At 35.0% G+C, this 13,940-nt stretch carries 16 protein-coding genes; 8 read left to right on the forward strand and 8 right to left on the reverse strand.

The window, feature by feature from the left end; genetic code table 11:
* Positions 1-346: 346 nt before the first annotated feature.
* Together ES724_RS03900 and ES724_RS03905 are read left to right on the forward strand one after the other, a co-directional pair.
* Positions 347-772 carry a DUF2141 domain-containing protein gene (locus ES724_RS03900; protein WP_146929815.1) on the forward strand — a complete coding sequence of 142 codons (426 nt, stop codon included), beginning with the start codon at positions 347-349 and terminating at the stop codon, positions 770-772.
* 76 nt (positions 773-848) lie between these two features.
* Positions 849-1,805, forward strand: a complete 957-nt coding sequence (locus tag ES724_RS03905; protein ID WP_146929818.1) for a LysR family transcriptional regulator — start codon at positions 849-851, stop codon at positions 1,803-1,805.
* 24 nt (positions 1,806-1,829) lie between these two features.
* On the opposite strand, the gene ES724_RS16680 is transcribed toward ES724_RS03905, so the two are convergent.
* The 3 genes from ES724_RS16680 to ES724_RS03920 form a co-directional block, all read right to left on the reverse strand.
* On the reverse strand, positions 1,830-2,024 hold the full coding sequence (locus tag ES724_RS16680; RefSeq protein WP_026838207.1) for a hypothetical protein: 195 nt from the start codon (positions 2,022-2,024) through the stop codon (positions 1,830-1,832).
* A 138-nt stretch (positions 2,025-2,162) separates the two neighbouring features.
* Positions 2,163-2,963, reverse strand: coding sequence for a TIGR00266 family protein (locus tag ES724_RS03915; protein ID WP_146929821.1), 801 nt, complete (start codon positions 2,961-2,963; stop codon positions 2,163-2,165).
* Positions 2,964-3,014: 51 nt separating this feature from the next.
* On the reverse strand, positions 3,015-3,491 hold the full coding sequence (locus ES724_RS03920; RefSeq protein WP_146929823.1) for a DUF4442 domain-containing protein: 477 nt from the start codon (positions 3,489-3,491) through the stop codon (positions 3,015-3,017).
* Between the two features lie 145 nt (positions 3,492-3,636).
* On the opposite strand from ES724_RS03920, the gene ES724_RS03925 reads away from it, so the two are divergent.
* From ES724_RS03925 to ES724_RS03945, 5 genes are all read left to right on the forward strand, one after another.
* Positions 3,637-4,161 carry a DUF4870 domain-containing protein gene (locus tag ES724_RS03925; RefSeq protein WP_146929826.1) on the forward strand — a complete coding sequence of 175 codons (525 nt, stop codon included), beginning with the start codon at positions 3,637-3,639 and terminating at the stop codon, positions 4,159-4,161.
* The gene (locus ES724_RS03930; RefSeq protein ID WP_146929829.1) at positions 4,158-4,502 is read left to right on the forward strand and encodes a PadR family transcriptional regulator; all 345 of its coding nucleotides are present in this window, start codon (positions 4,158-4,160) and stop codon (positions 4,500-4,502) included. The genes ES724_RS03925 and ES724_RS03930 overlap by 4 nt, the downstream gene beginning before the upstream one ends.
* Complete coding sequence (locus ES724_RS03935; protein ID WP_146929831.1) at positions 4,495-6,330, forward strand: PspC domain-containing protein; 1,836 nt, start codon at positions 4,495-4,497, stop codon at positions 6,328-6,330. Before ES724_RS03930 ends, ES724_RS03935 begins: the two co-directional genes overlap by 8 nt.
* A 224-nt stretch (positions 6,331-6,554) precedes the next feature.
* Positions 6,555-7,376: a GIN domain-containing protein gene (locus tag ES724_RS03940; protein ID WP_146929833.1), complete on the forward strand. Its 822-nt coding sequence runs from the start codon at positions 6,555-6,557 to the stop codon at positions 7,374-7,376.
* A 65-nt stretch (positions 7,377-7,441) separates the two neighbouring features.
* Positions 7,442-7,756 (forward strand): hypothetical protein, encoded by a 315-nt coding sequence (locus tag ES724_RS03945; protein ID WP_146929836.1) that lies wholly within the window; start codon positions 7,442-7,444, stop codon positions 7,754-7,756.
* A gap of 79 nt (positions 7,757-7,835) precedes the next feature.
* Here ES724_RS03945 and trxB read toward each other — a convergent pair whose 3' ends face one another.
* Positions 7,836-8,816 (reverse strand): thioredoxin-disulfide reductase, encoded by a 981-nt coding sequence (gene trxB, locus ES724_RS03950; RefSeq protein ID WP_146929838.1) that lies wholly within the window; start codon positions 8,814-8,816, stop codon positions 7,836-7,838.
* A 170-nt stretch (positions 8,817-8,986) separates the two neighbouring features.
* Between trxB and ES724_RS03955 the strand changes: the two genes are divergently transcribed.
* Complete coding sequence (locus tag ES724_RS03955; RefSeq protein WP_034886417.1) at positions 8,987-9,625, forward strand: trimeric intracellular cation channel family protein; 639 nt, start codon at positions 8,987-8,989, stop codon at positions 9,623-9,625.
* Between the two features lie 2 nt (positions 9,626-9,627).
* Here ES724_RS03955 and ES724_RS03960 read toward each other — a convergent pair whose 3' ends face one another.
* The 4 genes from ES724_RS03960 to accC all read right to left on the reverse strand — a co-directional run bounded on the left by ES724_RS03960 (position 9,628) and on the right by accC (position 13,939).
* A complete protein-coding gene (locus ES724_RS03960) occupies positions 9,628-10,044 on the reverse strand; it encodes a DUF6691 family protein (RefSeq protein WP_026838933.1) in 417 nt (138 codons plus the stop codon).
* A gap of 2 nt (positions 10,045-10,046) precedes the next feature.
* Positions 10,047-10,604, reverse strand: coding sequence for a YeeE/YedE family protein (locus ES724_RS03965; RefSeq protein ID WP_146929840.1), 558 nt, complete (start codon positions 10,602-10,604; stop codon positions 10,047-10,049).
* 144 nt (positions 10,605-10,748) lie between these two features.
* Complete coding sequence (locus ES724_RS03970; RefSeq protein ID WP_146929843.1) at positions 10,749-12,290, reverse strand: acyl-CoA carboxylase subunit beta; 1,542 nt, start codon at positions 12,288-12,290, stop codon at positions 10,749-10,751.
* A gap of 206 nt (positions 12,291-12,496) precedes the next feature.
* Positions 12,497-13,939: an acetyl-CoA carboxylase biotin carboxylase subunit gene (accC, locus tag ES724_RS03975; RefSeq protein WP_146929846.1), complete on the reverse strand. Its 1,443-nt coding sequence runs from the start codon at positions 13,937-13,939 to the stop codon at positions 12,497-12,499.
* Between the last annotated feature and the right edge of the window lies 1 nt (position 13,940).

A 13,940-nucleotide genomic window follows, 5' to 3' on the forward strand; every position in this document is an offset into this window, starting at 1 on the left:
TATTGTCCGGTAAAAAAATTCAGGATTTCGGTGAGGCTAGAAGTAACGCGGATTAAGACTGTTTTCAATGTTTAGGAGCTTGCTATTAGAACACAGAATTATTTTTTACTTTTTCAAAAATTTATACAGGCTAAAATATTGATTTTCAATTAGTTGAAATAAAGTATTACGTCTTGAATCTAGCAGCGCAGCGATCTTATATCTTTTGTCGGACGACAATGATATATTAACATAGTTCTATTAAAATTCAATTCAGCTTTAAATCTATACATTTCAGTAAATTAAATGTTTTTTAAAATAGAACAGAGACTACATTTGATCTTATAACTTCTAAAAACTTTAAATTATGAAAACGATTGCAGTATTAATCGCGTTACTTTTAAGTCAACTATTTTATGCGCAAACTACTACCTCTCCAGAAATTGTAGTGAGTGTAGAGAACATAAAAAATGATAACGGAAAGATTATATTCGGAATTTATTCTGAAAATAATTTTCTAAAAGCTGCGCCAGAATTTGGAGCCCAAAGTGAAATTGTAGATGGAGTAGCAAGCGCAACCTTTAAAGATCTTCCACCGGGAACCTATGCGATATCTTGCTTCCACGATAAAAATGGCAATTCGCAAATGGATTTTGAACCAACAGGAATGCCTCTAGAACCTTATGGTGTTTCTAATAATAAGATTGATTATTACGGGCCACCACAATGGACAGACGCAAAATTTGAGCTGGAAGACAAGTCCATAAATATGACTATTAGATTGACAAACTAACTATAGATAAGTAAAGCTGAATTGTAAGTTATAATAGAAAAAATCAATACCTTTGTGTACGTATTAATTCTATGCTATGACTATAACTCAGCTTCAATATGTTCTAGCGGTTGCAGAACATCAAAATTTTACTAAAGCAGCGCTAAAGGTTTTTGTAACTCAACCTACTTTGAGTATGCAAATTCAAAAATTAGAAGATGAACTTGGTGTTAAGATCTTTGACAGAACTAAGAAACCAATCCAATTAACCGAGACCGGAAGAAAAATTGTAAATCAGGCACGGAATATCGTGAATGAAAGCGATCGTATTCAGGATATAGTAGACCAAGAAAAAGGCTTTATTGGAGGTACATTTAGGTTAGGTATAATTCCAACCATAATGCCAACACTTTTACCTATGTTTCTTACTAATTTTATTAAGAAGTATCCGAAAGTTAAGCTAAAGATCGAGGAATTAAATACAGAAGCAATTATTGAACGCTTAAATGAAGGGCATTTAGATGCTGCTATTGCTGCAACTCCTTTAGAATTAGATGGAATAAAAGAGCAGGTGTTATATTACGAACCTTTCGTAGCCTATATTCCTGAAGGACATCGCTTAGCAGCAGAAAAAAACTTAAACGTTGAAGATTTAGATATAGACGATATGTTGCTTTTAGAGGATGGGCATTGCTTTAAAGATGGTATCATTAACTTATGTAAAGCCTCCAGAAACTATGATGGAGATCATTTTCAATTAGAAAGCGGTAGTTTCGAAACACTTATAAAACTGGCTAATGAAGGTTTAGGAATGACGTTGCTCCCCTATTTGCATACCATGGATCTAGGAGAAAAAGAGAATAAGAAACTAAAAATGTTTGAAGAGCCAGTACCAGCCAGAGAAGTGAGTTTAATTTACACTAAAAGTGAATTGAAAATGCAGATAATAGAAGCCCTTCGCACGACCATTGCAGGTGTGGTAAAAGGAGCTATCGCTTTCCAAAATGTAAAGATCATAAGTCCTTTAAATAAGAGAAAGAATGTTACAAACTAAAAGATCGGCCAATTGGCCGATCTTTTAGTTTAGATATATTAGACATTGGTTTAGTTCGGGATTCTGCCGAGTTAAAGAAATTATCCAAATTTTCAACTCCTCTATTTCATGAGGAAGAAGCCTTTGGATTGCTTTCTTAACTTCTTTACAGAATAACACAGAATCAAAACTCACTTTATAAAGAATTGTTTTGGTGTATTCAAACATCGCTCTCGCCATATTATGCTACTATTTTAAGTTGTTGTTATTCAGAAAAAAATAAAAGTAGAAGTGAATTATAGGCTTTAATTTTAATTACTATTTTAAAGATACAATTTTATTTCGAAAACGATTTCGTGATCTTGAATATTTTTAAAATTAGAATCTATTGTCCCCGCTAATAATATCACCTATTCCCCCCAAAATACTTCCTTCTCCTTTATCTTTTCCACCACTTTGAGGCGCAGCTTGAAGCACTCTGTTCGCTAACCTGCTAAAAGGTAAAGACTGTACATAGACAACTCCAGGTCCTGTTAATGTTGCAAAAAACAATCCTTCTCCACCAAAAATAGTGTTTTTAATACCACCTATAAATTCAATATCGTAATTTACATCTTGTGTGAACCCAATGATACAACCAGTATCTACACATAATTTTTCACCAACACCTAATTCTTTACGAGCCATAGTTCCACCGGCATGCACAAAGGCCATTCCATCGCCTTCTACTTTTTGCATGATGAAGCCTTCTCCGCCAAAGAACCCTCTGCCCAGTTTTCTACTAAATTCGATTCCTATAGACACTCCTTTGGCAGCACATAAAAAAGCATCTTTTTGACAAATGAATTTTCCTCCATATTTATTAAGATTTAAAGGGAGTATTTTTCCAGGATAAGGTGATGCGAAACTCACCTTTTTCTTCCCAGAGACTTCATTGGAAAAAATAGTCATAAATAAACTCTCTCCGGTAAGTAACCTCTTTCCAGCACCAAGTACTTTCCCAAGAAACCCTTCATTTTGTTTTGATCCATCTCCAAAAATAGTGTTCATTTTAATTCCACTATCCATCATCATAAAATTTCCTGCTTCTGCAATAACTGCTTCATTAGGATCTAACTCCAATTCTACGTATTGCATTTCTTCGCCAAATATCTGATAATCTATTTCGTCTGCATTCATAATAACTTGTTTATAGAAATAAGTAAGTATAATTTCAAAAATGTTACAATCCTATAATGGAATTTCCTGCTTTTTAGTCTTTAATCGTACCGTCCATTCAAATTCAAAAGTGGATACTTCCACTCCATCTTCATTTAAACCTATAGATTTCATCCAGAAAGTTTGCCCTTCTCCCGTTTTGATAGTTTCCTGAATTGCTTCAGAAATCAAATGACCATCCTTACAAGTAAATTCTAGTTTACCGGTGGCTTTTTTAGTGAAATGTGCTTTATTTTGAGCAACTAACATAGAGATCTTTTTACCACTATCCTGAATCTGGCCTATAACCATAGCTCCTGTACTCAGCTCGGCAGCCATTGCCTGTACTGCAAAATACATTGAATTGAAAGGGTTTTGGTTGATCCATCTATGCCTAACTTTTACAGTGCAACTTTCTTCATTTATCTCTTTAACTCTTACTCCGCACAACCATGCGCTTGGCAATTTCAGAATTAAAAATTTGTTAAGTTTTCCGGGCGTTATTTTCATTATTGAGATTAATTTTCCTTAAAAGTATCTAAAATATATTGAACAGCGAAATGTTAAACTTTTCTTAAATTAAATAACATACAGTACTTTGCTTTGCATAATACTATTTTAAAGATATATATTTGTATAAGAAAATCAATCAACTATGGAAACTACATCATCACAACCGGATAAAACAATAGCTGCTTTTATTCATCTGTCTACATTTAGTAAGTATCTATTTCCTTTTGGAAATTTTATTCTTCCTTTAATTTTTTGGACAGCCAAGCAGAAAGATCCTTTCGTGGATCATCATGGGAAACAAGCCTTGAATTTTCAAATAAGTATGTTCTTGTATTTTATACTATTAGTATGTATAGGAGTTGCAGGTGTTATTTTTTGGGGAGTTCATTTTAATTTAGAAGATCCTTTTATTATATCTGAAAACTATATAAGTACAGGGCATCCCAACAATTTAATATCGTTGTTCGTATTTGCAGCAATTCTAGGATTCCTATTTATTGGATTATTCGTTCTTGATATTGTAGCTGTAATTCTTGCTACCATCAAAGCAAGTGAAGGGCAATTATATAAATATCCGTTAACCATCAATTTCATCAGGCCAACTCAGGTTGGTAAAAATCAATCAAAAAATGAACAGTTTAACAACATTCAAAATCAAACGCTATGAAGATTGAAAACACAAAAGCACAAATGCGTAAAGGAGTGCTGGAGTATTGTATTCTATCGGTGTTGCGAGATAACGATGCCTATGTGGCAGAGATCTTAGACACTCTTAAAGACGCAAAATTATTAGTGGTGGAGGGAACAATTTATCCTTTGCTTACCAGACTTAAAAATGCTGGATTATTAAGCTATCGCTGGGAAGAATCTACCAGTGGCCCACCAAGAAAATATTATGGCTTAACAGATACTGGCCAATTATTTTTAACAGAACTCACCCATACCTGGGATGAACTACAAACCGCTGTAAAAGTTGTAACCACTCAAAAAAACAATAATCATGAATAAGACAGTAAATATAAACCTCGCCGGCATTTTCTTTCATATTGATGAAGATGCATACGCTAAACTTCAACATTATCTAGAGGCAATTAAAAGCTCGCTTACCAACACTCAAGGTAAGGAAGAGATAATTGCTGATATAGAAGCTCGTATTGCTGAACTTTTTAATGAGAAGATAAAAGATAAAAAGCAGGTAATAGGAAATACCGAAGTGGAAGCAGTGATCGCTACAATGGGACAACCAGAAGATTATATGTTAGACGACGAGATCTTTGAAGATGAACCATCTTACGCTAAAACTACTCATACTACTGGAAAACAGCTTTTTAGAGATACCGAAAACTCTTATGTGGGAGGAGTGTCTTCAGGATTAGGCCACTATCTAGGAATACAAGCCATTTGGGTACGTTTATTATGGTTTATTTTAACCGTCGCATCTAGTGGCGCATTTGTCCTTATCTATATAGCACTATGGATCTTTGTTCCTGAAGCTAAAACCACGGCAGATAAGCTTTCTATGCGAGGAGAAGAAGTTAATATCTCCAATATAGAGCGTAAGATCAAAGAAGGTTTTGATGATGTAGCAGGAAAGGTTCGCAATGCAGATTATGATAAATATGGAAGACAAGTAAAATCTGGTGCCAGTTCTGCTGCTACAGGGATTAGTTCTGCTATCTTAGCAATACTTAACATCTTCGTGAAATTTATAGGTTTACTAATCCTATTAATTGCAGGATCTACTCTTATAGCTTTATTTATAGGTCTATTCACTGTAGGAACCTTTGGTATTGTAGAAGCACCTTGGACAGATTATATTGAAATGGCCGCTATTGGGGCACCAATCTGGGTGATGTCCTTACTTACATTTTTTGCCGTAGGAATTCCGTTTTTCTTCCTATTTATCTTAGGGTTGAAAATAATGGTAAGAAAACTAAAATCTATTGGCACACTTGCTAAAATGGTTTTATTAGGCCTATGGTTGTTATCTGTAATTGGATTAGTGTTCTTAGGAGTAAAACAAGCTACCTTAAGAGCATTTGATGGAGAAATTGTAATCACTGAAAAATTACCTATCACACCTCAAGACACATTGTATTTAGCTATGAGATCTAATCCAGATTATTCTTCTAACACATGGAGAAAAGATGTAGAGATTAAGTATGACGACAATGATAACAAGATCATGTACATAACAGATATAAATGTGGTGGTAAAATCTACAAAAGATTCTATAGGAAAAATCGAAATTATTAAAACAGCAGATGGTAGTGATTATAAAGACGCTAAAAACAGGGCGAAAAACATAAGCTACAACACCAGTTTTGCTGGAAATAAACTTTACCTAGATTCTTACCTTACCTCTAACTTGAATGAATACTATAGAGATCAAGAGGTCAAAGTAACTGTATATGTCCCAGAAGGAAGTGTTTTATTTGTAAATGATAATGTTAGTGATTATTACAGATATTCAGATTACGCTGGTGGAATTTTAAAGTATGACCAAGAAGAGCACTTTGTGAAGGTAATTGAAAATGAGACCATTTGTGAAACCTGTCCTGCAGAAAGTATAGATTCCAGTGATGACTCCTGGAACAATGATGACAACTGGGAAGAATCAGATTCGTTTGATGACGATGATGAAATTAATGTTCGTATAAATTCTGACGGCGTACAGATCAATAACAAGAAAAAAGATAACTGGGAAGAATCAAGCAGGTTTAATGACGATGATAATGTGAAAGTTAGAATTAGCTCTGATGGTGTTCAAATAAATAAAAACAATGATGAGAAGATCAAGATAGATGAAAACGGAATAGAAATTAAAAAGAACTAGTCATGATAGCATTAATTAAACTTATAATCGTATTGATTTTATCCATTTTCTCTGGAGAACCAAATAAAGAAAAAATAACTGAAAATAGTCAGTTTTTAGAACTATACCAACAGCAAAAAATAGACACACTCATAAGGTCTTCAAATGCCTATGTAGTTAACTAAATTAAGCCTCCGAAGTACGGGGGCTTTTTCTATATTTGCCTGAAATCTAATTATTTAATTATGTATAAATATTTACTTGTTGCTTTTCTTTTTATAGGATTAAACTCTCAAGCACAAAAAAAAGTAAAAGGAAGTAGAAATGTTACCACCAAGCAATCAGATATCAAGCCATTTACATCTATAGAATTAGATGGAGAATTTGAAGTTGGGCTTTTAAAAGGAAGTCGATCTATGGTAGAAGTTGAAGCAGATGATAACTTACATGACCTCATTCAAATTGAAGTGGTTAATAATGTCCTTTACATAAAACCATCCACAAAGATCACTAACAGCAAATCTCAAAAATTAACCATCACATTTAATGATAGCTTAACAAAGATCACAGTAGATGGAAAGGTCGAGTTTGAAAGCCTTCAGGAGTTATATTTAAATGATTTTGAATTTATTGCTAAAGGAAAATCAAAAAGTGAATTTTCTGCAACCACTAACTCTTTTAAACTAAACAATTTTGGAAATGCTAAAGTTGTTGTGGAAATAACTTCAGAAGAAATATCTCTTGAATTAAAGGAATCTAGTGATTTGGAAGGATCTTTAAAATCCCCTCTATTATTTGTAAAAGCATTAGATAAATCTTCAGCAAAGTTAAAAGGAGCTGTTGATGAATTAAACCTTAGTGCGGCAAAATCCGCAAGATTTGATGGAGAGAAACTAACTTCTAAAACTGCAGAAGTTTTTACTACCGGCAATTCCAAGAACCGTATTAATGTTTCTAAAAGCTTAAAACTATCTGCTAAAGATAAAAGTGAGATAGACCTATATAATTCTCCCGATATTAATTTAGTGGAGTTTTCACAAAAAGCAATTCTTTCCAAAAAAAATTAATTCAAAGTTGGGCGTTCTTAAAAATAGACTATGTTTACGCCTATTAACCCCTAAATTACAATAGAATGAAAAATATTTTAAGAAACGGTTTGATCTTTTCTATGCTTTCTTTAGCATTGGTTTCTTGTAGAGACCAAAAAAATGAAACAGACGATATGGATGATGAAAGTGCTATTCGTAAAGAAATGAACTTAGATTCTGATGATAAGGTAGAAATAAGCGAAGATGGAGATAAGATAAAAATTGAGACCTCTGAGGGCGACGAAATTAAAATTAAGAAAGATGATGGAGAATACAAGAAAAAAGTAGACAGAGCAGACGGAACTGAATCGAAGATAAAAATTGATGATGGTGAGGTAAAAGTGAAAACGGATAACTAGCCCTCATTTAAAAATAAAAAAAAGCCTCTGCAATTGCAGAGGCTTTTTTCGTTGTATTAATAATGCAATACTTTAGAGATTACATATTTGCTTCTACATTTTTCTCTTTTAATTCTTCAACAGAACCTAAATAACGCTCTGCATCCAAGGCTGCCATACAACCTGTTCCTGCAGCAGTGATTGCTTGTCTGTATTCCTTATCCTGAACATCACCAGAAGCAAATACACCAGGAATATTTGTTTTAGTAGATTTACCTTTAGTGATAAGATAACCCATATCATCCATCTCCAATTGCCCTTTAAATATATCTGTATTTGGTTTGTGGCCAATAGCTATAAATAATCCGGTAATTGCAATTTCTTCTTTTTCTCCGGTTTGGTTATTCACCATTCTTAATCCTTCCACCACTTGCTCTCCTAGTACCTCATCTATTACTGTGTTGTATTTAAGATCTATGTTCTTGGTATTAGTAACCCTATGTTGCATTGCTTTAGAAGCTTTCATCTCATCTTTACGAACCAACATGGTAACTTTACTACAAATATTAGCAAGATAAGTTGCTTCTTCTGCAGCGGTATCTCCCCCACCAACTATAGCAACATCCTGATTTTTGTAGAAAAACCCATCACAAACTGCACAGGCAGAAACTCCACCTCCACGCAAGCGTTGCTCACTAGGTAATCCTAAATATTTCGCGGTAGCACCTGTCGAAATAATAACAGACTCGGCTTCTACCCAAGTAGAATTATCTATACAAGCCTTATGAATACCACCCGGCTCTTCATTAAACTGAACTTCTGTAACCATCCCAAGTCTTACTTGAGTACCAAAACGCTCTGCTTGCTTTTGCATATCTACCATCATAGCTGGCCCATCAATTCCTTCAGGATATCCTGGGAAATTATCAACCTCGGTGGTAGTGGTTAATTGGCCACCTGGCTCCATTCCGGTATACATAATTGGATGCATATCTGCACGGGCTGCATATATGGCGGCTGTATAACCAGCAGGTCCCGAACCAATAATCAAACATTTTATTCTTTCTACAGTATCTGACATTTCAATATTTATTTATTCCTGTAAAAGTAGGGAGTTTAGTCAAAAACTTACAGGTTTTCTCATTAAGATTTACTATTTGTTTATAATTCTATTGAATAGCAATGTTTGACAAAGGCAATTTTAATAAATCCTATTAGTATATACTATTTTAAGAATTAACTTTGCCACCAATGATAGACTTTTCACTTTTCAGCACTTTCGATCTTTTAGGTACCGTGGCATTTGCTATTTCTGGAGCACTGGCTGCTATGTCCAGAAAACTTGATCTATTTGGAATCTTTATAATTGCCTTTGTTACTGCTACCGGCGGAGGAACAGTTAGAGATATTCTAATTGGCAATAATCCTGTAATGTGGATGGAAAACACATTTTATATCTACCTAATTAGTATCATAACCTTTTTGGCAATCATATTTAGGCATAAGATCAATCATTTAAAAACCTCTCTTTTTCTGTTTGATACTATTGGGTTAGGGGTTTTCACAATTACAGGAGTAGAAGCAGGAATAGAAAACGGACTAAGCCCTATAATTTCTATTGCTCTAGGCGCCATCACTGGAACTTTTGGAGGTGTAATTCGCGATATTCTTTGTAATGAGATCCCAGTGATTTTTAGAAAGGAAATATACGCCACCGCTTGTATTATTGGAGCTCTTGCCTATGTTATCCTATATGATCTTAATGTAGATAATGATGTAATTTACGTAGTCACTTCCCTAATAGTAATAAGTATTCGACTAGTAGTGGTGAAATTTAAAATCGCACTTCCATCCTTTTACATAGATCCTCCAGATGAGAAGGCATCTTAATTTTAGTGCGGTAATTTATCCTTAATCAAGCCGTAGATAAAAGTTCCTAAAATAGCTCCTAAGAGTACAACTATTATTGATACATATCCAGCACCAATTAAAGTGTAAATTGGACCAGGACAAGATCCAGCTAATGCCCAACCAAGACCAAAAATAGTACCTCCAACTAAATATCTTGTAATCCCTTTATCCTTTGGAACAAATTTTATTGGCTCCCCATAAAAAGATTTAAGATTATTTCTCTTAATCAATTGCACTCCAATAACTCCTAGAACCAATGCAGATCCTATGATCCCATACATATGGAAAGATTGAAACTGAAACATTTCATAGATTCTAAACCATGATGCTGCTTCAGATTTATACATTACAATTCCGAAGAACATTCCTATAAATAAATAACTAAGTATTTTTTTCATTTCTAAAATATTAAGGGGAATAAAACATGAACCATAAATAATCCTCCAATAAAGAATCCTATTACGGCAATAAGCGATGGCAACTGTAAATTACTTAATCCAGAGATTGCATGACCAGAAGTACATCCTCCTGCATATCTAGCACCAAATCCAATAAGTAGTCCACCAATTAAAAGTAGAGATAAAGACTTCACACTTGTTAAGGCCTCTAAGCTAAAAAGTTCATCTGGCAAATATGCAGATCCCGCACTATTGAATCCTAATTCTTTTAGGGTAGAAATAGTATCTGGGTTAATTGCAACTGTTACATCATTAGATAAATAATGTGCTCCTATAAAACCTCCAAGGGCGGCACCCACAACTACTGCCAAATTCCATCTCTGAGATTTCCAATCGAAATTAAAAAAATCGGCAGTTTTGTCTGCTCCACACATCGTACAAAAAGTTCGAAGGTTAGAGGACATTCCAAATTGCTTCCCAATAAAAATCAAGAGAAACATTATTATAGCTATAAGTGGTCCGGCCACATACCAAGGCCAAGGTTCAAAGATCCATTCCATAATTTAAAATTTTATTGAGTGCAAAGAACAGTCTTTTTAGGAGTGTTTACAGTAACAAATGTTACATTCGGAAAGAATAGAGGAAACTTAAAAATAAAAGCCGGATCAAAAAGAATGATCCGGCTCATAATCTAATAAATGATATTATAAAGGAATATTACCGTGTTTGCGGTCTATTCTATGAACGCTCTTATTCTCTAACATACTAAAAGCTTTCAGCAATTTCTTTCTAGTATCTCTCGGCATGATCACCTCATCTATAAATCCACGTTTAGCAGCTTCAAACGGATTAGCAAATTTCTCTGCATATTCTGCTTCTTTTTCAGAAAGGATCAACTCTGGATCCTCAGATTCCTGTATCTCTTTTCTGAAGATGATCTCACTGGCTCCCTTTGCTCCCATCACTGCAATTTCTGCAGTTGGCCAGGCAAAGTTTAGATCGGCTCCAATATGTTTAGAATTCATCACATCATAAGCGCCTCCATAGGCTTTTCTCGTAATAACTGTAACTCTAGGGACCGTTGCTTCACTTAGTGCATAAAGAAGCTTTGCGCCATGTAAAATGATGCCATTCCATTCCTGATCTGTACCAGGCAAGAATCCCGGAACATCTACCAAAACTAAAAGTGGGATGTTGAAACAATCACAGAATCTTGTGAATCTGGCTGCTTTTTTAGATGAATCTACATCCAGAACACCAGCCAAGCTCATTGGTTGATTTGCAACAATTCCAATACTTCTTCCACCTAATCTGGCAAATCCAACTATAATATTATTTGCATAATCTTTATGAATCTCAAAGAAAGAGTCTTCATCTATAATTCCCTCTATCACCTCATGCATATCATAAGGTTTATTGGCGCTCTCTGGAATCATATCATCCAAAACTTCTCTTATTTCATCTGTCAATTCATAAGGTAACTTAGTAGTGGTTTCCTTATTGTTCTGAGGTAAATAACTCAACAAATGCTTGATATCTTCTAAACAAGCGATATCATTATTAGAAGTTAAATGAGTTACTCCAGACTTGGTGGAATGCGTACTTGCTCCCCCCAATTCTTCTGAAGTCACCTCTTCATTGGTCACTGTTTTTACTACGTTAGGGCCAGTAACAAACATATAACTACTTCCTTCTACCATTATAGTAAAATCTGTCATAGCAGGAGAATACACTGCACCACCAGCACAAGGTCCCATAATAGCCGAGATCTGTGGAATAACTCCGGAGGCTTGAACATTTCGGTAGAAAATATCTGCATAGCCACCTAAAGAACGTACTCCTTCTTGGATTCTAGCTCCACCAGAATCATTCAATCCAATAATTGGAGCTCCCACTTTCATAGCATGATCCATAACCTTGCATATCTTTTCGGCATGTGTTTCAGAAAGAGCGCCACCAAAAACGGTGAAATCCTGAGCAAAAACATATACCAATCTTCCATTTACGGTACCATATCCGGTTACAACACCATCTCCATAAAATTGCTGTTTCTCCATTCCAAAATCTGTGGCACGGTGAGTTACCAAGATCCCGATCTCTTCAAAAGATCCTTCATCTAAAAAGTAATTCACACGCTCCCGAGCGGTCAACTTCTTTTTTTCGTGTTGCTTAGCTATGCGTTTTTCACCTCCACCCAAATGAGCTTCAGCAATCTTATTATTTAAAATTTCTATATTCTTGCTCATAATTTTATTATGATTTTAATACTTTTTCCACTGGTTATTTTAAAGTTTTTCGTCATGCTGTTCTGATAGCTATCTGATTTTTTTCAGCATCCTATTAAGAACTAAGGAGACCCTGAAACTCCCGATGCGTCGGGACAGGGTGACTAGACGATTATCTAATATATTGCATAAAACAGCTACACATCTCCCTTTAATTTAAATGTAAATTAATTGTGAGGTAATCTTGTTATTTCCTGATCTTTTAAATATTGTTTAATTGCAATGATACCAGCTAATTCTGACTCTTCTTCAATCTTGGAAGCTAGCTTTTCTGCAGAATAATAATTCTTCACAAAATGAGTATCGAAATTTCCACTGCGGAAGGCTTCATGTTCACACACAAATTTCCCAAAAGGAAGCGTCGTCTTTACCCCTGCAACTTCATAAGAATCTATTGCGGAAATCATCATTTGGATTGCTTCTTCCCTGGTCTTTCCATAAGTGATCAATTTTGACAACATAGGATCATAATAAATTGGCACTTCCATTCCCTCTTCAAAACCATCATCCAATCTAATTCCTTCACCACTTGGAGTTCTATAGCGTTCTAATGTTCCAACACTAGGCATAAAATCTTCCATAGGATCTTCTGCATACACACGTAATTCTAAAGCGTGTCCCTTTATTTTAAGATCTTCCTGACCAAAAGCCAATTTCTCGCCTCTTGCAACTTTAATTTGTTGCTCCACCAGATCTATACCTGTTATAAATTCTGTCACTGGATGTTCTACTTGTAAACGGGTATTCATTTCTAGGAAATAGAATTTTTTTTGTTCGTCCATTAAAAATTCTACTGTACCAACCCCAACATAATCACAAGCTTTTGCTACTTTAATTGCTGCCGCTCCCATTTCTTTTCGAAGTTTTTCATCTAGAACTACAGAAGGTGCTTCTTCTACCACTTTTTGGTGACGTCTTTGAATGCTACATTCACGTTCAAAAAGGTGAACAAAATTACCATGAGTATCTGCTAATACCTGAATTTCTATATGTCTTGGAGAACCCACATATTTTTCAATGAAGACCGAACCATCACCAAAAGCAGACTCTGCTTCGCTAATTGCACGTTTCATTTGATCTCCTAATTCCGATTCCTTTTCTACAATTCTCATTCCTTTACCTCCACCCCCGGCAGAAGCTTTTATAAGAATTGGAAATCCTATTTCTTTGGCAATTCGTTTTGCCTTCTCCACATCAGTGACGGCTTCATCTATACCTGGAACCATTGGAATGTCATAAGCTTTTACCGCATCCTTCGCGGCAAGCTTACTTCCCATTATTCGAATTGCTTTAGAACCGGGCCCAATAAAGGTAATCCCGTTCTTTTCTGCTTCCTCTGCAAAATCTGCATTCTCACTTAAAAATCCATATCCTGGATGAATAGCATCTACATCATGTTCCTTTGCTACTTGAATTATCTTGCTCCCCAATAAGTAAGATTGATTGGATGGCGCTTCTCCTATACAAACCGCTTCATCTGCAAATTTTACATGTGGTGCATTTCTATCTGCTTTAGAGAAAATAGCTACTGTTTTAATGCCCATTTTTCTCGCGGTCTTCATTACTCGTAATGAGATCTCCCCACGATTGGCAACTAATATTTTTTTCATT

The organism is Gillisia hiemivivida (genome assembly GCF_007997295.1).
Lineage (GTDB): Bacteria > Bacteroidota > Bacteroidia > Flavobacteriales > Flavobacteriaceae > Gillisia > Gillisia hiemivivida.